We start from the raw sequence: 22,581 nt of genomic DNA, 5'->3' as shown, positions 1-22,581 counted from the left end.
GAATAGTTCTGAAAGCAATTAAGTATTAAGACCATTATTACAACTAGAAATTTCACCATATAATTGAAATTTTACACATCATATACCATTGATTATCAACAGACAAAATAGGATTATTATCAAATTTACACCCAGTTTCTTAGCAAGGATACATAAATAACCAGTTGTCTCATTGTATAATTAGAACAAAGCATCTGAATAGTAATAAACAATATAACAAATAATATTTTCACACTAAATTCTCATTAATCCCATAGTATATATTCACGAAAATACCATTGATTATTTTTAATATTCTTTTTAGCCACCAATGTATAAACGCTTTTCATCTTCGTTGTATCCGATTTTGCAGGAGTAAACTTAAGTTGTTTACAAAGATCCAATATCTGCTTTTTATATTCATCCTTCATTAATTTTCCATCTTTCAATATAGAACAACAATAAGGTATACCATCTTCATTAATTAACAACAATATAAAGAGATCTTGATATTCATATTTAGACATATAAATTTGTTCACATATTAGTTTAAGATAACTTTTTGAGTCTTTTTTTATCATTGGAGCTTCTGACCAATATGTTACTAATTTATTTTCTGTACTCCTTCCATACAGAGATTCAAATCCATCTAAACAATCAATAGTATCATCTCGTATAATATTTTTATCTATAGTTTGTGATAATGAACAAACTGTAGATAAAAATATCAGTAGTATTATAATGCAATATTTCACCATCTTCTAGGAACTTTATATATAAAATGCCACCATTTCTTACTATAAAAAGATTCTAAATTGAATGTATTAAACTGATAATACGATATTTGAGAAAATGAATTAATAGTTATTCTAGGATATAACCCAATATTTTTATATTGATGCGTAAACCCCATCGCTTCTTCTGGAGCATAATAAAATTCTTTATATCCAGCAGGTAAATCTTTACTATCTTGGGATAATAATTTTTTACCAGACAAAAGACGTTCTCTATGATACATTTCTTTATAATATGTTCCTTTTAGATTGTCAAATGAATCAAAAGCTCCATCGCCATATCTTATTGTTTTGGATATTGGGTCAGTAGAACCATACGCACCCGCATTACTTTCAACATAAGAAGGTCCACTAATATTAGGATCATATTCCCCTTCAAACCCAAAATAATCAAGCGCATCCTGTTGCCAAATACCTCCTTCTGCCGTATATTTCCCTGCAGAAAAATCTTTAAACACACTTTGATTTGACTTGAATCCTTTTCCTTTAAACATATTCTTCATATTATCAGATGTTAATGTAGCAAAAGAAGCACCAGAGACACATCCCCATAATAAACCTTTTCCTACACTTGTACCCCACAAAGCAGCATCTAAACTTCCGACTAATGCACCTTGGGCAGCTCCAAGACCTACATTTGCAGCAAAACTCATTCCAGCTCCACCTATTGGCGCCATTAGCCCACCTACACCTCCTGTTATGGCACCTTTCCAAGCTCCATTCCAGAAATTCTGTCCTTGTATTGCACTTTTTACACCTCCACCAACTGCTCCTACCGCTGCACCTACAATCATTGCATCCAAAAAGATCCCAAAGCCGGGTATCAAAGCTGTAAAAAGAAACTCTCCCGTTGGATCTTTATACGACAACGGATTATTCAACGCATACGCATACCCATTATAAGACTGCGTAAAATCCGGTACCTGAACGACCGGATCCGGGCTTAAGAAACGTCCCAATACCGGATCATACAAACGGGCATTCATATTAATCAGACCGAACATCTCCAAATGCTCATGGCCAGTAAAGCCACGATCAAACTTCATCTCCGGCAGATTTGTATATTTACTCCAGTCAGAGACATCACGCCTGCGTCCCCAAGCATTAAAATTCAGACGTTGCACTTCAACACCTGATGCATTAGTTATCAACCATGGAGAACCCAAATGGTCATTATGATAATAATACATACCAGCATCGGAGGTTCCCTCCGTATAAACGGCTGCTATTTCTCCTCCGGCATAAATATAGTAATTTTTACGAGTTGTTGAACCTTTCTGTATCTCTTCATAAGGACCAGAATAATATTTAGTAAATACAGTCGAATTATTTTCTACATATTGACTTTTTATACGACTATTCTCGCCATTATAGATTATCGTATATTTTTTGTCGGATTCTTTTATTTCTATAGGAAGACGCACACTGTTATATTTAACCGACAAATTGGTATTCGTCAATCCCATACTCTTACTGGGAGACACATTCCTGACTGCATGAGGATGATTTGCATCATATTCATACGTCCCGGCATCCCATTTATAGGTAATATTACCATTAGCGTCATATTCAACTCCGTCAACCAACCGATTCATATTATCATAGGTAAAATCATCTCCCTGCAATTTAATCAAATCTTTTCTGTTTCTGATATTTCCACGCGAATCGTTATTCTGGTAACCTATGTTTAATAAAGGTGTAGTCCCTTTTAAGGCACGAATTGATGTAGGTACACCTATCGTATTATAAGTATAACTACCCTGCATACCATTTCCTAAATTTACAGACAAAACCTGCCCTTTGGCATTTTCATCACTTTTCAGCCAGACTGTCGTAGCACTCGGTTGCCAGATTATTTTATAAAGGTCACCATTGGTATATTCATATTTTATTGACTTCGAGTTTGGGTAAGTCATCGTTTCCAGTTGTCCTTTGGTATTATAACTGTACAAAAATTGGAAAGATTTGTTCTCTACCGTTTCTGTTTTCGATTCCAATCGTCCATAATCACCATACGTGTATGCAGTTTTAACACCACCATACACCACCGAACCAACCTGTCCTTTATACTTCGAATCATAAGTATAGGAAAACGATTCCTCATCCCCCCTTTTATAGGTCTTTAGCAAGCCATTATTATCATACACATATTCTTCTGTTTCGCCTCTGGCATCCGTCTGCATCTTCAAATTACCCCATCCGTCATATGTATAAGATATTATTCCGGCATTCGGATCTTTCAATTCGGTACGGCGCCCCAATAAATCATAACTGATAGTAGAAAAAACAGAACCACAAACCACTTTCACCGGATCACCCGACGGACCATAAGTATAAGTGATCTTACCACCCGGATCCGTTACAGACTTTAACCTCCCGGCTGTATCCGTCTCCCGGACAGTCGTATATCCCTTAGTTCCATCATTGATTGTTGTCTGATTTCCTGAATAACTATATGTTATTGTTCCCAAAGGAGTCACTAATTTACTTATTCTGCCATAATTATCATATTGACTGGTATGATATTGAATTGCAGACGAAGTGCTTCCCGAAAAATAGGGCTCAGACATTTTTATAGCACGTCCCAAAGCGTCATACTCCGTCACTGTAAGAACCTCCTTGTCTGAGAAATTCTTATAACCGGATTGAATCTCACGCCCTAAAGCATCATACCAGTTTTTAACGACCTGACCGTCACCAGCCGTTTGTGTTCGAAGAATTACAGATTTTGAAGGATTACCATTCGTCCATGTCCAACTCGTTAAAACATTATTTCCCGGTGAAGAGCTGGACGTCTGCGTCTTGATTTTTCCGAAACCATCATAAGTGTAAGTCAACTTATCACCGTTAATATCCGTATGAGAAGACATCAAGCCTGATACTGGTTCATAAATAAAAGACTCGACTTGTCCTAATACATCCGTATGAGTATCTACAAAACGCCCATTTACATATTTATAAGATTCCACACGGGAGGTATTACCTACCGTTTTAGTTTTTGTTGCGACATTCCCATATTCATCATATGTATAAGTGACCACCGATTTATAAGCAGTCTGATTAGGCTCAACCGTTTGCGTATGCAACAACCCTGTTGTGCTGTAATAACTATAATCGACCGTATTTGTTTGCGAACTGCTATTAACCGTACTGACACTCACACTTCGTGTTAATAATCCTATAAGCCAGTCTGCTGTATTATTACTATATGTATTTGTTACTTTTTGTACATCTCCATTACCATACGTTGCAGTCTGAGTCAACAAATTTCCATAATCATCATAAGAATAATTTGTTGTTACTGTTTGAATAACCTTATTTGCAGTCGGTTCATAAGTTTGTTCCGTCACTGATGTCGGTTGATATACAAATGTCCCGTATGCATTTGAAGGCTTCGTTAAAGTATTCGTATAGTTTGTTTGTGTCAATTTTCGGTTCGTCGGCGTGTAGATTTTTTCTATGCTTTTAACAGCCGCTTGATAATAAGTATCTGAAAAACTCTGTGTAATCGTCGTTTTAACAGAAGTACTTAAATCATTCATTATTGTCTTTGTAAACCCCAGAAAGCCACGTCCCCGTTTAAATACTTTTGCATTCTCATAAGTATATGCAATACTGTTCGTTCCCCCGATACCATTACTTATACTAACCTCCGAAACCAGTTTGAAGGGAGCAGTAAAAGACAAGCTATCATATCCGAAAACAGTTGCACTCCCTCCTACGGGCGGAGTTTTTGTATATATGGAAGTATCCGGCATTTTTTTATAGGAAATAGACGTCACATTCCCATGAGAATCTGTTGCTGATTTCAGTAAATTAGAAAACTCGGCATTCGGCATATACAATTGATACCCTTTCCATGAATTAGGTGCGGACGTTACTAAAAAGCCTAATTTACCATCGCCTCTGGTATCCAACGGGAAAAAGTTCCATTTATCGGACCCGTATGTACTCACGCTGGAATATTCCTTAAAATTGCGCCCGTTATCATATCCTATAAAACATTTGAGAGCACTTAAATTTTCCGAAGATTTATCAACGGCAAAAAAATCATCATTTCCGTCACCATTCAAATCACATACATAAATATCTTTAGAATAAGTATTAAATTTCTTAGGAAAAGAATAACTTTTAAATCCGGAACCGGTAGATAACAACGTTTGCCATTCACTCCATTCCATATCGTTCCAACCTGTCAGTAATAAATCGATTTTCCTATCTCCATTAAAATCGCCAAAACTTATTTTATGCTTTTTATTCGGGAATGTTCCGGTCCGGCTTCTATACAATGAACCGGCTCCGTTATTTTCCATATAGTCGTAACCATCGTCACGAAAATTAATCACTTCAGCCAAACCATCGCCATTAAAATCCCATACTTCCACCTGATCCCAATTCATCTCTGAAAGAATAGTACCCGTTTTAATTGTATTAAACGCAGTCAATGTCCCGCCAGAATAGCCGGACATACAAATTTTATAATCCACAGAGCCATTCTTCTCCTTATAATACACAAACAAATCCATAGCACCATCCCCATTAAAGTCCGCTACACGAACTCCATGAGGGCGTGACTCAGTTGTAATAGCAGATACCGGCCCTGCCGTAAATCCATTACCTGTACCATAATAAACAAAATAATTATAGTAAGTAACAGATGCCCTATTTTCAGATGTCTGATTTATTAACGTATCTGCCAATGAAGCTGAAGACAGATCGTTCCCGTTAAGAGATTTTGCTACAGTCTCCCGGCACGCCAGGAAATCTGTAATACCATCTCCATTGTAATCACCGGGAACCGGCTCCTTATATCTTTCAGGAAGAGTTCCACTCCCCGAATAAGTGAGCTTATTTCCATCAGTATCCGCCAAAAACAATCTCCAGCCTGTCCAATTGGCATCTTCCATCGGCGTTGCTAAAAGATCTGTTCTACCGTCACCATTATAATCCCCCAAAGATATATAGGCTTTATTGATGTAGTTCATGGCATTTGACGATTGATCGTATACAACCTGTTTATGCTTAAAATCAGTATTTTTATACCAATTGAATACTATCGGTTTTAGAGTTTCATTATTCTGACCGGTAACTGTAATTTTTGACAAAAGATAAGTAAAATCATTTCCGTCATAATTATAAGTCATGGTATATCTACGATAAAGCTCTGCTCCATAATAAATTCCGATTTCACTTAACAGTTTAGTTTCCTCAAATTCACTTCCTGCTATATAGTTCAAGTTAACATCATGATTTCGACTCGTATAAGCAAACTTCACAGAACAATAAGGAGCACGGTTAGCACTTCCCATATAGCCTGTATAATCAATCTGTTTTAAACGAATTTCTCCGTTGTCATCATTTTTTTCGTATGTATACGTATAATAATTCCCTATACGATCTTTTACTTTATTGAGCATCCAGAATGCCACCTGATCTTTATGAGCTCCCTGAGCATATAATTTAGAATCAGATGTATTACCGTATTCCATAATCAAACCCTCTTTTGTCTTTACCTCAAAATAGGCTGAAGAAGTATTCGGTGATACGATTTTTATTTGAGAGTAAGGATTCATTTCCGTTCGGTATTGATTCGTCGAGGCATTATACATCAAACGATTACCATCCAACATATATTTATCTGTATTATCAAACTTTATATCACTGATATAACCATTATGAAAAACAGTTGTATTGGCACGCGTAATAGAAGATATAGCAGACAGTGAAAAACCCTTTCCCATAACACCATCTCCAGAAAAGCTGTTATAAACAATGGAAATGTCCGGTTTTAATCCAGCCGTTCCAGGAGGTAGATCAACCGGTATATTATATGTCGCATTTCCAACCGGACCAATATCGAATGAACCGGATAAGTTCGATGTATTCTGAGCTAACCCTTCCCAAGAGACAAAGATTAGTAATATATATAAAACGTATTTAGCCATAATATATGTCGAAATAATTAAAGGTTTGAATCCACTACATTTACTTGTCGCATAATCCGATTTCCAGATTCATCATAAAAAAACTCAAATATCAGTCGAGTCGGTTCTACTTTTATATTCAATGTTCCCCCCAAATTTGTTTCAAATAGTCCATTTAACGTTACATACCCTGGAGCTATAAGAGTTAAATTGCCACTCTTCGTTACCGTTACATTCCGTACGGCAAGAGTATCACAACCTAAAACAGAGACAACAGAAGCTACAGTCTTGTTTTCATACAAATTAACACAAGAAGAGGCATAAGCTACTGAAGAACGATCAATTTGTTCAACTCTCAAACTATCTTGTCCTGTTTTATATATACTATCCTTCGATTCTTTCCCCCCTTCTTTTAAGTCTCTGGCAAATACAATATCCACAAAACAAAATAAGAAGAAGGCTGACATACATAATTTCACATATATCATAAATGTATATTTTATTTTCATAGGAAAATCAATTAACAAATTTCTTCAATGTATCCGCTTTCTGTCCATCCACATACAAGGCATAAACGAACGTTCCATAACCAATCTCTGAAGGATTGATATCCACAATATCATTGGCAATAGTCAGTGTAATTTTCTTTACCACCCTTCCAGAGATATCGAACACCTGCAAATACGCATTACTAAAAGTAGACGGCAACGTATAAGAAACAGATGCACCGGCTCTATTATATAATTTTGCACCTTCTACCATATCTGGATTGACGGTAGATGTTGAACGCAATGTAGATTTCGTTTCTACAGACAGTAAACTTTGTAACATCTCTATCTCATTTTGTTGTTCCTGGATAGTAAGCCGCATTTCGTTGATACTTTCAACCAATAAAGGAATAAAGCCGATATAATCAATAGATTTTACACCATCTTCATCCGTTTTAACCAATTCTGGCAAAACTTTCTCTACATCCTGAGCCAAAAAACCAATTCTTTTACGAGATGCCTCTTCTGCTTCCTTGCGGTCAATCACATTTTGAAGCTGTTTGTCTCTGTTTGCTTTCTCAATGGAGGCTGCATCCATGGATGTTTGCATATCTGATGTATTTTCTTGTATACTTTGTTCCTCAGTAAACTTCGATTTATCAGGCTCACGATATTTGTTTATTTCGGAAAGCTTATAATTATAAGTCACTCCACTCACATGGGACAGAAGATCCAACGGATTTTGAAGCGACTGAACATTTTCTTTCAACCGGGCATCAGAAGTTATATCGACTCCGTTCACACGTAGATTCGTATTAAATACAAAATTACTGTTGGAAGCCGGATTATAATAAGCAATAATATTACTGGCCTGTCCGCCTCTGGTTAAATAGATACCGTTTTTACCATGCAACCACAGTTGATCAGAATCAGTAGTGCCATATTCTCCTATAAAAACATTCCAACCATTATACGGAAATTGTCCAAAATCACCAAATGTCAATTTCGATCCTGAACGCATATCGCCATGAGGTCCAAAAACCTGCATTGTTGTTACATTTAGTGGGTCCTCACCATCTAATCGTAAAGTTCCCACTTGTACACGACCATTCTGCAAAACCCGCAACTGTGCTTTAGAAGTAATTGACAAACAAGATATTAAGATAATTAATAAATATAACTTTGTTTTCATAATGCTCTTACTTATTTTAAGTTTGTATTTGTATAAATTTAATGTTTACATGATTTCTTCAATAAATACTAAATGTCCCATATAACTCTTTGCCCTGATCATTCTTAAAAGTAAGCGTATAGTTACCTTTTTCGAATTGATCCAGATTTATCGAAGTGTTACCCCTCTCCGAAACTGTTTCCATTTCATTATAAATGACTGAGCCTTGAGCATTGCTGATCGTAACCTGCACCTCCCCTAGACCACATAAATAACTGATATTCAAAGTACACTCTTCCTGAAAAACGGAGATCGGTTGTGAAAGGCTACGCTTTTGCGGAGTTGACAAACTCCCTTTTAACCATACACGCGACGATGCTGTAACTGAGCAGAGTTCATAACTATTCACATCAAATGTTCCAACCATACTGTGAGAACTCAAAATACTTCCCATAAGCAGGATAATGCTACATACTGTTTTTACTGCCTTCATAGACTCTGGTATTATATTAAACAATCTTGGTTATTTATCTCAGAGGTAAAAGTATATACACGGATAACCATAGGCAAGGCCATATAACTTTTCCAGGCAAACAATCAAACGAATAAGCTACATTTCAACACTTTACAGCAATAGCCATATAACTTTATTTTCCAAAAGAAATCTGGTTTATCCTACCTTTTAAGCTTCTGGTCTAAAAAATCATTCAAATTGGCATAAGCCTCGATGCCCAATTTTTTCCGTATGGCAGAACGCTTCGTATTAATCGTGTTGATGCTGAGAGCTAGGATGAAAGATGTTTCTTCCGTAGAAAAACCAGAATATGTTAAACAGATAATACGGAATTCTATTTCTTTTAATTGAGGAAACTGCTCTTTCAGCTTAATAAAAAATCCATCGTGCAACTGGTTTATGACATCATACAGAACATTCCAATCCAAAACATCCTGACCATAAACTATATCATTAAACTTTTTAATCCAGAACTCATTCTTATGAGTTTTTTCATTCTTCAGGTAAAGTTCAAGACTAGAGGCTTTCTTCATAACATTAAAATGATGAAGCAAATATGTACGGAACGATTTTTCTTTCTCATTAAATGACTTTTCTTTTTCATTCATTGTTGCAGATAAATTTGTTAGTTGACGCATTTTATCTTCCAATTCAGATATCTTTATCAAACGCGAACAATATAATCCATAAGAAATTTTTCCGATACAAATAATAATTACAATACAGAATACTAAAGCAATGAGTATATAAGTCCTATCCAATTTTAACTGAACATTGTGCATTCGGACTTTTTCATAGTCGTATTTCTTTTGAAGATTCAATAACTTATTATCCAGATTGGCATCCATTTGCTGTAAAAGATTATCTGAATAGATTTTATGATATTCCAGTGCTTTCAAATAATTTCCTTGATACTCTTCATTCTCTGACAGAGTTTGGTACAAATTGGTTTTAGTATACAAATCTTTTATACTATCCTTCCGTTGCATCAAATAATTCATATAGACTTTAGCAGAGTCCGGTTGATGATTTTCAGTATACAGATCCGACAAAAGAGTATATATTTTAATTAGCCCATCAGAATCAGGCTCATGCAACAAAGCTTCCTTCAAATAATACTCAGCTTTCGACAAATCTCCTTCTCTACCATATAATACCCCAATATTTTGCAAGACACAAGCTTTCTGTTCCTTCAATTTTTCCCTTTCGACCAGAAGTAAACATAAGTTATAATAATACATAGCGCTGTCTAGTTTCTCCAAATACTGGAAACAATCACCGATTTGTATATAAGAAATGGCCTCATTCTTCACATTTCCTGCCTGTATATCAAAAGCTGCCGATTCATGGAAGTAACGCACCGCAGTCTCCGGATCGGACTGATCCAGTAAAACAAAACCAATAGCATTATTTATCAATGATTTAAGATTCAGATCATCTATCTTTTCGGCAAATTTCAATGCCAACTGATAATTCTCCATCGCCTCCTTCAATCTGCCAAATTCCTTAAAATAGCATCCGCAATAATATGAGGCCAAAGCGATGTTATAAGCATTACCATCTTTCATATATGATTCTTTCACCGAAAGAATGGTAGAATCAGTGGTAATATCCTGCCCGGATTTATATTCTGCCTGTATTTTTAATAAGATATAACGGTTAAATATATCCGGACTCAAATTCTCCGGATATATAATTGTTTGTAACACGGACAAAGCACTATCAGGATCAGCATCAAGCAAAGATTCTGATTCGGATAATATCATATCATTTTTTTCCGGTCTACAGGAAATGCATAATAAGATATGAATAAATGAAAGTAGTAGTATATATTTTTTCATGCTATTTCCCATTTTATGCAGGCAGTGTGTTAATGATCACATTTTCTGCACCTAATCTTTTGCCAGCAAATACATCACCTTATTCCGATAGCCCACCTTGACGAGTACACCTTCCTCCACGAACTTCTTCAGATCTATTTCCGCCCGGTAACGGCTACAACCAAATTCTTTAGCATAAGCACGCGGAGTTACACTTTCCCAATCTTTCATGTATTTCAACAATTTATCTTTTCGTGTCTCCCAGTTATCAAGTTTCTTTTTATCTTTTTCAAACTCCAGATCGATTTTCCTTAACTTTTTTCGTAGAGAAGTGGAACAACGGTAATTAATTCCATCTACGTAAACCGTTCCCTTGTTTCCGTTTTCTTTATTCGGAGTAGTTTTCAATGATGGCGAGAAATACCCCAGATCATCCAACTCGATATGGCAGCCGTCCTCCAGGGCCGGTTCGACCACCCAGGCAAATGAATCCAATACACTTTTGACTTCCGCCGACGACACAGCAGAACGTTCGCTTATCAACCTGCAAACTTTTTCCAGATTATAAGTTCCCCTGCTGATCGCACGGGCATGTGTCAACCGCATGCCTTTACGTCCATTGGGCTTCGGCGTGTAGTAAGCTTTAAATTTTATTGACATGGTATTATTTATTTGGTTACATACTCTTTTCATCTATATGCCTTACTAATTTGAATTAGTACGGCAGGTAATCAATGGTTGATAATCCTCGGCCGTTTGGCTCACAATTATCGACCGATTGGCACATAATTATCAACCAAACGGCCGACAATTATCAGCCGCTAAATCCATTAGCATCAAAGATACAACAGAAAGGGAGAAATTATTCTCCTGAACGCTTATATTTTATTGTTTCCCACGTATTCTCTTTAACACACACGAAAATTTTCTCATCGACATCCTCTTATTAGACCTTAATAAGAATTAATAATTCTGATTATCGCAATATATTTCTTACTTTTGCAAGTTAGAAATCATAGGTATACTATAAGAAGTAGCATGGAAAAGGAGAATAATCCCATATATGAACGCAATACGCTGGAGTTTGTAACTGTAGCGCTGGAATTTTGTACATTTGTTGAAACAGCCGGACAAAACGGCCTTTTTGATTTTATAGATAAAGGAATCAAGCTGTTACCTCTGCTCTATCTGAAGGCGACACTATTACCGGAAGCGGAAGTGGACGACGAAGATGACGAACCGGAACTGACTGTTACGGAAGATATGTACGAAGCCGTGCGGACCCGTATTGCCGCCCTGCTGGGAGAAAAAGACTCTTACCTGGAGACATTTCATCCGGATATGCAATACAGTGACACGCCAATCGCTGCATTTGTTTCGGAAAACCTAGCGGATGTTTACCAAGACACAGGAAATTTTGTTTCACTTTTTCGACAGGGAAATGAGGAAGTCATGCTTCAGGCTATTGCTTTATGCCGCGCCAATTTCCAGGAGTTCTGGGGACAGCAACTCTTAAATGCACTGAAAGCGCTTCACGCTATCCGTTACAGCGATGAAGAAATTATTGAAACGAACGAGGAATGATGACACAATACACACACACAATAACAAAAGAAGAGATATCACTTCTTGAAATAGAAGAATTTCCGGGACGGATCCTTGTTATCGACACCGAAAAGGATGCCGATAAAGCCGTCAGCTATTTAACCCAGTTCGAAGCGGTTGGCTTCGATACGGAAACACGTCCCAGTTTTAAAAAGGGGACACGCTATAAGATTTCGTTGATGCAGATTTCGACAGACGAGGCTTGCTTCCTGTTCCGGTTGAACAGAATCGGTATTCCGCAATCGCTTGAAGATTTTCTGGTTAACGATAAAATATTAAAAATCGGGTTATCCCTGCGTGACGATTTCGGTGCCATGCGGAAGCGGACGGATATCAAACCGGCGAACTTTCTGGATTTGCAGAATTATGTGGGACAATTCGGTATCGAGGATGCCAGCTTGCAAAAGATTTATGCAATCCTTTTCGATAAGAAAATATCGAAAGGCCAGCGCCTGAGCAACTGGGAAGCCGATGTGCTGACCGAACAACAAAAGAAATATGCAGCCCTGGACGCCTGGGCTTGTCTGAAAATTTACAACCAATTGAATCAAGATAAATAAGAATGAACTATTGTAAAATCTTTCTCAAACCGAAAAAGGAAGAATCGTTGTTGCGCTTCCATCCGTGGGTGTTCTCCGGAGCTATCCAAAGCATTGAAGGGAATCCTGAAGAGGGCGACCTGGTAGAGGTGTACGGAACGAACCAGCGTTTTCTGGCTATCGGCCATTATCAGATAGGCAGCATTGCCGTACGTATCTTATCGTTCAAACCGATTACGATCGATGCGGATTTCTGGGTAGAACGTATCCGCGTGGCTTATGCTATTCGCCGCGAACTGGGACTGGCAGGTGTGGAAAACAATAATACTTTTCGCCTGATTCATGGGGAAGGAGATAATCTTCCGGGACTCGTTATCGACATGTATGCCCATACGGCTGTTATGCAGGCGCATTCGGTCGGTATGCATTATGCCCGCCACGAAATTGCCGAAGCGTTAAAAACGGTACTGGGAGATACTTTACAGAACATTTATTATAAATCGGAAGCGACTCTTCCTTACAAGGCCAATCTCGGCAGTGAGGACGGTTACCTATATGGCGGAGAAGTAGAGGATATTGCAACAGAAAACGGACTGAAGTTCTGTGTGGACTGGCAGAAAGGCCAAAAGACCGGTTTCTTTGTGGACCAGCGCGAAAACCGTTCTTTGCTGGAACGGTATGCCAAAGGTCATTCGGTGCTGAACATGTTTTGCTACACCGGAGGATTTTCGTTCTATGCGATGCGTGGCGGTGCCGAAGTGGTTCATTCGGTAGACAGTTCGGCCAAAGCGATTTCACTGACAAATAAAAATGTAGAATTGAACTTCCCTGGCGACCTGCGACATAAGGCTTTTGCGGAAGATGCCTTCAAATATCTGGAAAAGATGGGTAGCAATTACGACCTGATCATTCTGGACCCGCCAGCCTTTGCCAAGCATAAGAACGTGCTCCGCAATGCTTTGCAAGGATACCGTAAACTAAACGCGATCGCTTTTGAAAAGATTAAACCGGGAGGTATTTTATTTACTTTCTCCTGTTCGCAGGTTGTCAGTAAAGAGAATTTCCGCCTGGCCGTATTCAGTGCCGCTGCACAATCCGGACGTAGCGTCCGTATCCTGCATCAGCTGACGCAACCGGCCGATCATCCGGTAAACATCTATCATCCGGAAGGGGAATATCTGAAAGGATTAGTTTTATACGTTGAATAAAAATATAAAACTCTAACTAAAACGGGAGTATCTAAAAAGTCACTCATTCGTCCTTAAGAATTGAATATTTGAACTCAATCTCAGATAGGTATCCGAATAAACCAGAGTCAAAAATACTTTTTAGACAGTCCCGTTTTTATACTTGCAACCAACGCCCCATAACTATTCAAAAATTGATTTCTTCTCCCACCTTTTTCATAAAACACCACCTTATAATTACTTGAAACAAAGAATATTTTTTTTAACTTTATCCCCTGTAAACAATTAATTTCAATCTCTAAAGCTATATGAAGCATTATCTAATACTCATTACATCAACCTTATTTTTGCTAGGTTGTCAAAGCTCTAAAGAGGATATAAAAGAGCAATCTTTAAAAACTATTCATCATATTGATTTCTCCCAGGTGAAAATCAATGATAATTTTTGGTCTCCCAGACTCAGCAAACATATTTCTACCACTCTACTTGTTTGCATAGATCAAATAGAGAATCAAACCGGACGCATCCGCAATTTCGAAAATGCAGCTAAAGGAGAAGGAGAACACTCCGGCATCTTCTTTGACGACTCCGACGTTTACAAGGCGTTAGAAGGCATTGCTTACAGTCTGATCAACAATCCTAACCCAGAACTGGAAAAAAAGGCCGATGAATGGATCGACAAAATCGAAGCCGCACAACAATCCGATGGATATATCAACACCTTTTACACGCTTACCAACCTCGAAAAACGGTGGACAAACATGGATAAGCATGAAATGTATTGTGCCGGACACCTGATTGAAGCTGGAGTAGCTTATTTCCAAGCTACCGGCAAACGCAAGCTACTTGACGTATGTATCCGGATGGCAGACCATATGATGAGACAATTCGGACCGGAAAAGGCACACTGGGTGCCGGGACACGAGGAAATCGAGTTGGCTCTTGTCAAACTTTACCAAATTACCTTGGAGGATAAATATCTGGATTTTGCTTATTGGTTGCTGGAAGAGCGTGGGCATGGCTACGGAAGTATGGGTAACGAAGGAATATGGAATCCTGCTTATTATCAAGATAGTGAACCTGTTCGAAAACTGACAGACATCTCAGGACATGCCGTACGATGCATGTATCTATACTGCGGCATGACTGACGTGGCTGCATTGAGAAATAACACAGAGTACATTGACGCATTAAACCGTTTATGGAATGATGTCACATTACGAAACATGTACATCACCGGAGGTATCGGTTCATCCAAGCATAACGAAGGGGTCACGAAAGATTATGATTTACCGAACTTGGAGGCATATTGTGAAACCTGTGCTTCGGTAGGCATGGTATTTTGGAACCATCGTATGAATCAGATTACAGGCGATGCGAAATACATCGATATACTGGAACGCTCCATGTACAACGGTGTGCTTGCCGGTATCTCCCTAAGCGGCGACCGATTCTTCTATGTGAATCCTTTGGAGTCAAAAGGAGACCATCATCGGCAAGAGTGGTATGGCTGCGCCTGTTGTCCCAGTCAACTCTCCCGATTCCTGCCGACCATCGGTAATTATATCTATGCTATTTCCGACGATGCACTCTGGGTCAACCTTTACATCGGCAATACGACCCGATTTACCCTTAACGACGACAACGTCATCCTACGGCAAGAAACGAATTATCCTTGGGACGGCTCCGTCAAACTCACCGTATCTTCAACCAAAGACCTGGACAAGGAAATCCGACTCCGTATACCCGGTTGGTGCAAAAATTATACCATAACAATAAACGGAAAGGAAGTGGGTCTGTCTCAAGAAAAAGGATACGCTATCGTCTACGACTGGAAACCGGGCGACATGATCTCATTAGATATGGATATGCCTGTCGAAGTTGAATCTGCCGATCCCCTGGTAACGGAAAACATCGGTAAACGAGCCATTCAACGTGGTCCCCTTGTTTACTGTGCGGAAGAGACAGACAACTCTGCCTATTTCGACCGGTTGACACTTACCTCCGACACTGAATACCACACCTCCTTCGAAGCCGGTCTTCTGAACGGTGTGAAAACTATCAATGCTAAAAACGAGCAACAATCAATCACCTTCATACCCTATTATGCCTGGGACAACCGGGAAGCAGGAAAAATGAAAGTATGGATAGATTATAAAGAATAACAAGCCATAAAAGAAAAAGCCGCATCGTACATTGGTACGATGCGGCTTTTTCTTTTATGGTCTGTATCAGTTTCAATTACTAAATACCGACTTTTATGATTACAGGATACCCTGAGCCATCATAGCTTTTGCAACCTTCATGAAGCCGGCCACATTTGCACCCTTCACATAATTTACAGTTCCGTCAGCCTGTGTACCGTATTTTACACACTGTTCGTGGATAGACTTCATGATGCCTTTCAGCTTTTCGTCTACTTCTTCTCTTGTCCAGCTCAGCTTCATTGCATTCTGAGTCATTTCCAGACCTGATACGGAAACACCACCGGCGTTAGCAGCCTTACCCGGAGCATACAGGATCTTAGCTTCCAGGAATGCATCGATAGCTTCCGGAGTAGAAGGCATGTTTGCACCTTCCGATACAGCGAAACAACCGTTAGCCAACAATGTCTTGGCATCGTCACCGTTCAATTCGTTCTGAGTTGCACTCGGCATGGCGATGTCACATTTTTCGCCCCAGGGACGGCCACCCTGAACATATTTGCAGCCATATTTTTCTGCATATTCGCGGATACGTCCACGATAGAGGTTCTTCAATTCCATGATATAATCCAGTTTCTCACGGTCGATACCGTCCGGATCATAGATATAACCGTCAGAGTCAGACATAGTAACCGGCTTAGCACCCAGTTCGATCAGTTTTTCAACCGTATACTGAGCAACGTTACCCGAACCTGAAACAGCAACCACTTTACCTTTAATGTCGATGTTACGAGTCTTCAGCATTTCCAGCAGGAAGTAAACGTTACCGTAACCTGTTGCTTCCGGACGAATCAGTGAACCACCGAATTCGATACCTTTACCAGTGAATGTACCTGTGTTTTCGCGGGCCAGCTTTTTGTACATACCATACATATAAGCAACTTCACGTCCGCCAACACCTATATCACCGGCAGGAACGTCTGTATCCGGACCGATATGACGCCACAATTCCATAACGAAAGCCTGGCAGAAACGCATGATTTCAGCATTTGATTTGCCACGCGGGCTGAAGTCGGCACCACCTTTACCACCACCCATCGGCAGGGTTGTCAATGAGTTCTTGAAAGTCTGTTCGAAAGCCAGGAACTTAAGGATCGATTGATTTACAGAAGCATGGAAACGGATACCGCCTTTGTACGGGCCGATCACGTTGTTATGCTGGATACGGTAACCCATGTTTGTCTGTACCTGTCCTTTATCGTCTACCCATGTTACGCGGAATGAGAAAATACGATCAGGAATACAAAGACGTTCGATCAGGTTGCTCTTTTCAAATTCAGGATGTTCGTTATAGGCTTCTTCAATTGTGCCTAAAACTTCAGCAACTGCCTGATGATACTCGGGTTCGTTAGGAAATCTTCTCTTTAAGTTGTCTAAAACTTCATTTGCCTTCATAAGAACTGTTTATTTAGAATGTTATACCAATTTGCTAGTTAGCGTTCTTCTTTTAAGAACGTCGCAAAGGTAAGCTATTTTTTCAAACCAGCAAATATTTGAAAGAAAAAATGATAAAAAAATATCGAAATGATATTTTAAAGAGGCAAACGTGACTAAATGTCATTCATTTCTACGTTTTATGTTTTTATAGACAGGAACGAACACAATGATAGCGGACGCCACCAGGGCAAAAACCACATCAAAGGTTATCTTTTCACTGTAAACAAGCAGCATGTAGGCCAAAACACCCCATAAAAGAGTGAGACACACCGCCTGACTATTTGTTATCTTTCTACGGGCCATCGGTTACATTTTTTTAGTTAGACGAGATTTGTGATCCAAAAAAGATCAATAATACCAAAAACACAGCAATAATCACAAATAAGATGACAATTTGCTTCTCTAACGTGTAATTACGAAGAAAAGGGATATGACGGGCCCATCCGGCTACGACCTGTATCTGCTCTGGTTCTTCATCCTCTGAGGGGATTTCATATCCGTTGGCTTCCATAATCTGCATGGCCTGTTCCACATCGCTTTCCAAAAGTTCCACACGGATACCTCCCACATCCGTAAGTCCCATAACCTGAGTTGTATATTCATTTCTTACATAACATACAACTCCGTTGGCTTGCAATAAAGAGGCCAGTCCCTGAGCTTGTTCCACATATTGAAACCGGGCTATTTCAACCATTTTATCCTCGACCTTATCCATAATTTGACTTTTTTACAAAGAAAAGGATTTTGACTTACATGAGCAAGTTTTCAGCAATACCAGTTGCCTGCCGGATACGGTCAGCCATGCCGATACCGCCTTTCATATTACCGGCCAGTATCAGTCCGGGATAACGTGCCTCCAACTGATCGATCGTAGCAAAACGTTCGCCGCTGCTCAGACCATACTGCGGTATTGCATGCGGGTGGCGGAAAATACGGATCATATCCGGTTGCACCTGAATAGGAAATTTCAGCATTGCATGAAATTCATGTGTGATCAGTCCCTTTAGTTCATCATCGGTTAAACGGGTCAGTTCCGCCCGCTTGACGCCACCGATAAAGAAAGAAAAGAGCGCTCCTTCTTTCGGTGCGCGATTATCGAAACAGGCAGCCGGGAAAAGAATCCCCAGCACATCTTTCTTTTCGCAGGAAGGGACCAATCCGCCAAAAGCGTTAAAACGCAAACTCCCGGTATTACGAATGCCGACACTCGCCTGTATTACCGGAGCATATTGCAGATTACTGATCTTATCCATATCTTCCCGGGGAATGAACGGCAGCAGGTCAGGCAAGGTATAGGCACCGCTCGTCGTTACGACCTTATTGGCATGCATAAGTTGTTCGCCTTCGGGAGTCGTATAAGTAGCCAGCCAGCCTTTTTCGGACGGACGGACCGTCACGCCGGAAGCCGACAAGGTGATATTCCGGGAACCGATAGCCTCTGCCATCGCTTTCGCCAGATTCTCCAAACCACCGGCAGCGGAGAAAACCTTTTTGGTTGCCAACCGGTCACGCTCTGTTTTAGGCAGCCGGGCTTTGGCAATCGTGCCTTTGATAAATCCTCCGTATTGCTGTTCCAGGTTATACAATTTAGGTAAAGCATAACGGGTAATAAGTTTCAGCGGATCGCCGGCATAAACACCGGAGAGGAACGGGTCTACGGCATAATTCAGGAATGACTTTCCCAAACGGCGGGCAGCCAGTTCACCGACCGATTCATCGGGATTCGTACCTTTTGCCCGGAAAGGTTCGCCCAGGATACGGAATTTATCGCCGAGAGTAAACAACGGGGTTGTTATTGCACTCAACAAGCCGGAAGGTAATGCACGGAAAGAGTTTCCTTTCCAGATCAGGCGGCGTTTGGCCTCTTCATGGGCCGTTTCCAATTGGCAGGCAGGCGACAAGGCTTCAAACAGTTCGGCGACCTCGGGATAGGATATCACTCCGGTATTCGGTCCGCTTTCAAAAACGAACCCGTCTTCACGGAATGTATGTATTTGCCCGCCTACCCGGTTACTACATTCCAGGATATGTACCTGTTTTCCTCCGCGGGTCAGCCGGAAGGCGGTAGTCAGACCGGTCAGTCCGGCTCCGATGACCAGAATATCCGTATTATGTTGTTCCATATCAGACTGGTTTTGAAAATGATTTATTGGAATGAAGCATCAGTTTATCCAGCGAAGCGGCAACGTTACGGACAAAGAGAGCTCCGCCGGAAGTCATACGGATATGATTGTCGTCATACTCGATCAGGCCGTCGGCGGCAAATTCATTCAGACGATTGTCATTATAGGCAGTTGCCGATTTTACCTCTTCCGCAGACAGGGAGAAACGAGCGGCCATCTCCTGCCAGTCCAAAGAATAGTTACACATCAGCGTTTCGATCACCTCACGGGTAATCTGTTCGTCCCGGCTCAACTCATATCCTTTCGATACGGCAAACGTATCGTTTTCGATCCGTTCCATATATTGATTAATGTCCTTGCTGTTCTGGGTATAGGCGGTATTCAGCTGGCTGATTCCGGTCACACCGAAAGCATACACCTGTCCGGTTGTACGGCGGGTACAATAGCCCTGGAAGTTACGATGCAAACGGCCGTTCTTCAACGCCGTATACAATTCATCATCCTGCCGGACAAAATGGTCCAGGCCGATCGTCTTGTAACCGGCTGTTGACAAAAGTTTCTTTGCCGATTCATACATGCGGCTTTTCTCCTCACTGGGCGGCAAACCGGCTTTTTCCAGGATAAGTTGCTGTTTGTTCACCCAAGGGACATGGGCATACGAAAAAGTAACCAGGCGGTCAGGACACAGAACTGCCGCCCGCGTAATGGTTTCCGCAAAACTTTCGGCCGTCTGGAACGGCAAGCCGTAAATAAAGTCCATATTGATGCGCGCCCCTTTGCTACGGAGAATCTGAAAGATCATCTCCGCCGGCAACAACGACGGGCGGCGGTTGACTGTCTTCAACACCTTTTCATTGAAATCCTGCACGCCGAGGCTGAAGCGATTGAAACCCGCCTCCGTCAACGACTGCCAAGACTCTTCATCCAGATACCCGGGATGGCACTCAACGGCTATTTCGGGCTGGTCGATCGTTTCGAAGCCTGCCAACAAATGCTCGTTCAGTTCTCTCAGATAATACACAGGCATGGATGTCGGACTTCCTCCGCCATAATGTATCTGGGAAATCTTCCGTCCGGGAGCCAGCCGCGTCTTTACCAGTTCTATTTCCCTGTGCAACGCTGAGAAATAACGTTCTATCACGCCCCGCTTCATCATCGGGAATGAATTACACCCGCAATAATGGCAAAGATGGCGGCAGAACGGGATATGCACATAAAAAGAGATGTGTTCGGGCCGTGCCGTATTGGATGCCTCTATAGCCGATTCGTATTCCTTATTGGCAAACGCTTCCGTAAAATAGTTGGCCGGCGGATAACTGGTGTATCTCGGCACCGGCACATTATATTTCTGTAATAAATCCTGTATCATAATTATACTGTTTCTTTCTCTTTCCTGAATACGATCAATATATAAACCAACGACAAGGCCGCCAGGCTGACTTCAAAGAAAAACAAGCCGTGGTAGCCGGTATGATCGGCAATCTTTCCGCTCAATATCGCCATCACCATCCCGCTCAGATGGGTTATAACCGTCTGTATCGTAAAGTCCGTGCCTTCCCGTCCGGGACGAACACAATCCATCGCCGTTGTATAGACCACGATCGTCGCCATCCCGTAGCTGCCCCAAAGCAGGGCGATGCCGGCATGCAACAGTCCGAGTGTCGGAGTGACATAAGACAGTCCGAGGAAATAAAGCGTGGCAAGCAGCACAAACACGGCAAACAGGATGCGTGCCCAATGCCGTCCGATGCGGCGCACGATAAAGCCCCCGACAAAAGAAAAGATGAACCCGAAAGAGGTCCCTATCACACCGCTCATCACCCCGATCTCTTTCATCGAGTATCCCAGGTCGACCAGGTAAGGCTTCAACATCGCCAGCGTACCGATCAGGCCGGAATAGTAAAGGAAAAGGAAACCGATCTGTTTCCATATATTCTTTTGGGTAAAGAAGTAAAAGACATCTGCTTTCTTCGCCCGTTCATGCGTATCTTTCGGTGCAATCTCCAATCCGCGGTTGAACAGTAACGGCAATAAAGCAACGATCACGAACAAGGCAACGCAAGGCAACAGGCTGTTCCATCCCAGCTGTTTGAACAACAGCAGCAACACGCCTCCCCCGATCATCGAGCCGCCGAAACTCCCCATCGACTGCATACTGTTCACCAGGCTCTTGTCTTTCCGGCTAAAGGAAAGGACGGCCAGCGCATCGGTCGCAATATCCTGGGTGGCAGAGGCTACGAACGATACAATGATCAGGGCGATAATGGTATAGAAATCCGTTTTAAAATCAAGGAAAGCGACGGCAAAGATCAGGACGGCATAGATCAGTTCGGACGAGAAGATCCACCGTTTATAATCGCCCGTTGTCCGGGCATGGCGATCCACCATCGGCGACCAGAGGAATTTCAGTATCCAGGGCAGCTTGATCAGTTGCAGCAAACCGATGGCTGATAAAGAAAAATTCTCCTGCCGCATCATTACCGGGATGACGGTAGAGAAAAAACTCATCGGGATAGTCTGCGCAATGTAGAGGCAGAAAAAGGTCCCGAGATTGAATATTTTATTTTTTTGTTCCATTCGTTTTCTTTGTAATATGGTTTCCCATGTTGGGAAAGCACTTTTCATCCTTGTAAAGTCGTTTCCCATGTTGGGAAAGCATTTTACACCCTTGTAAAGTCGTTTCCCAAATCGGGAAAGCATTTTACACCCTTGTAAAGTCGTTTCCCAAACCGGGAAAGCATTTTGCACCCTTGTAAAGTCGTTTCCCAGATTGGGAAAGCATTTTACACCCCTGTA

Annotated in this window: 17 protein-coding genes; 4 read left to right on the top strand and 13 right to left on the bottom strand. The window is 40.9% G+C overall.

Annotated elements, in window-relative coordinates; translation table 11 throughout:
- Window positions 1-245: 245 nt before the first annotated feature.
- The 7 genes from DWW91_RS05390 to DWW91_RS05360 form a co-directional block, all read right to left on the bottom strand.
- A complete protein-coding gene (locus DWW91_RS05390) occupies window positions 246-737 on the bottom strand; it encodes a hypothetical protein (RefSeq protein WP_122327178.1) in 492 nt (163 codons plus the stop codon).
- The gene (locus DWW91_RS05385; protein WP_122327177.1) at window positions 731-6,718 is read right to left on the bottom strand and encodes an FG-GAP-like repeat-containing protein; all 5,988 of its coding nucleotides are present in this window, start codon (window positions 6,716-6,718) and stop codon (window positions 731-733) included. Before DWW91_RS05385 ends, DWW91_RS05390 begins: the two co-directional genes overlap by 7 nt.
- Window positions 6,719-6,735: 17 nt before the next feature.
- The gene (locus DWW91_RS05380; protein ID WP_128135273.1) at window positions 6,736-7,206 is read right to left on the bottom strand and encodes a hypothetical protein; all 471 of its coding nucleotides are present in this window, start codon (window positions 7,204-7,206) and stop codon (window positions 6,736-6,738) included.
- A 7-nt stretch (window positions 7,207-7,213) separates the two neighbouring features.
- Window positions 7,214-8,377: a tail fiber domain-containing protein gene (locus tag DWW91_RS05375; RefSeq protein WP_233584415.1), complete on the bottom strand. Its 1,164-nt coding sequence runs from the start codon at window positions 8,375-8,377 to the stop codon at window positions 7,214-7,216.
- Between the two features lie 58 nt (window positions 8,378-8,435).
- Complete coding sequence (locus DWW91_RS05370) at window positions 8,436-8,849, bottom strand: DUF3244 domain-containing protein (RefSeq protein WP_122327174.1); 414 nt, start codon at window positions 8,847-8,849, stop codon at window positions 8,436-8,438.
- 182 nt (window positions 8,850-9,031) lie between these two features.
- On the bottom strand, window positions 9,032-10,636 hold the full coding sequence (locus DWW91_RS05365; RefSeq protein WP_122327173.1) for a tetratricopeptide repeat protein: 1,605 nt from the start codon (window positions 10,634-10,636) through the stop codon (window positions 9,032-9,034).
- 126 nt (window positions 10,637-10,762) lie between these two features.
- Window positions 10,763-11,350: an HU family DNA-binding protein gene (locus DWW91_RS05360; protein WP_122327172.1), complete on the bottom strand. Its 588-nt coding sequence runs from the start codon at window positions 11,348-11,350 to the stop codon at window positions 10,763-10,765.
- Window positions 11,351-11,728: 378 nt separating this feature from the next.
- Between DWW91_RS05360 and DWW91_RS05355 the strand changes: the two genes are divergently transcribed.
- The 4 genes from DWW91_RS05355 to DWW91_RS05335 all read left to right on the top strand — a co-directional run bounded on the left by DWW91_RS05355 (window position 11,729) and on the right by DWW91_RS05335 (window position 16,186).
- Window positions 11,729-12,274: a DUF5063 domain-containing protein gene (locus tag DWW91_RS05355; protein WP_046145183.1), complete on the top strand. Its 546-nt coding sequence runs from the start codon at window positions 11,729-11,731 to the stop codon at window positions 12,272-12,274.
- Window positions 12,271-12,855 (top strand): 3'-5' exonuclease, encoded by a 585-nt coding sequence (locus DWW91_RS05350; protein WP_007657374.1) that lies wholly within the window; start codon window positions 12,271-12,273, stop codon window positions 12,853-12,855. Before DWW91_RS05355 ends, DWW91_RS05350 begins: the two co-directional genes overlap by 4 nt.
- Window positions 12,856-12,857: 2 nt before the next feature.
- Window positions 12,858-14,042 (top strand): class I SAM-dependent rRNA methyltransferase, encoded by a 1,185-nt coding sequence (locus tag DWW91_RS05345; protein ID WP_007657372.1) that lies wholly within the window; start codon window positions 12,858-12,860, stop codon window positions 14,040-14,042.
- A 287-nt stretch (window positions 14,043-14,329) separates the two neighbouring features.
- Entirely contained in the window at window positions 14,330-16,186 is a 1,857-nt protein-coding gene (locus DWW91_RS05335) for a glycoside hydrolase family 127 protein (protein WP_007657370.1), read from the top strand.
- A 99-nt stretch (window positions 16,187-16,285) separates the two neighbouring features.
- Here the strand turns inward: DWW91_RS05335 and DWW91_RS05330 are convergent, their stop codons facing one another.
- The 6 genes from DWW91_RS05330 to DWW91_RS05305 all read right to left on the bottom strand — a co-directional run bounded on the left by DWW91_RS05330 (window position 16,286) and on the right by DWW91_RS05305 (window position 22,362).
- Window positions 16,286-17,620: an NADP-specific glutamate dehydrogenase gene (locus tag DWW91_RS05330; protein WP_046145185.1), complete on the bottom strand. Its 1,335-nt coding sequence runs from the start codon at window positions 17,618-17,620 to the stop codon at window positions 16,286-16,288.
- A 162-nt stretch (window positions 17,621-17,782) separates the two neighbouring features.
- Window positions 17,783-17,965 carry a hypothetical protein gene (locus DWW91_RS05325; protein WP_007657367.1) on the bottom strand — a complete coding sequence of 61 codons (183 nt, stop codon included), beginning with the start codon at window positions 17,963-17,965 and terminating at the stop codon, window positions 17,783-17,785.
- A 13-nt stretch (window positions 17,966-17,978) separates the two neighbouring features.
- Window positions 17,979-18,377, bottom strand: coding sequence for a DUF2007 domain-containing protein (locus DWW91_RS05320; RefSeq protein ID WP_007657365.1), 399 nt, complete (start codon window positions 18,375-18,377; stop codon window positions 17,979-17,981).
- Between the two features lie 34 nt (window positions 18,378-18,411).
- A complete protein-coding gene (gene hemG / locus DWW91_RS05315) occupies window positions 18,412-19,785 on the bottom strand; it encodes a protoporphyrinogen oxidase (RefSeq protein WP_122327171.1) in 1,374 nt (457 codons plus the stop codon).
- 1 nt (window position 19,786) lies between these two features.
- Window positions 19,787-21,154, bottom strand: coding sequence for an oxygen-independent coproporphyrinogen III oxidase (gene hemN, locus DWW91_RS05310; RefSeq protein ID WP_010802295.1), 1,368 nt, complete (start codon window positions 21,152-21,154; stop codon window positions 19,787-19,789).
- A gap of 2 nt (window positions 21,155-21,156) precedes the next feature.
- Window positions 21,157-22,362, bottom strand: a complete 1,206-nt coding sequence (locus DWW91_RS05305; RefSeq protein WP_122327170.1) for an MFS transporter — start codon at window positions 22,360-22,362, stop codon at window positions 21,157-21,159.
- Window positions 22,363-22,581 lie beyond the last annotated feature (219 nt).

The sequence above is a fragment of the Parabacteroides sp. AF17-3 genome (genome assembly GCF_003635445.1).
In the GTDB taxonomy this organism is placed as follows: Bacteria; Bacteroidota; Bacteroidia; order Bacteroidales; family Tannerellaceae; genus Parabacteroides; species Parabacteroides goldsteinii.
This window is presented reverse-complemented; position numbering and strand designations above follow the sequence as displayed.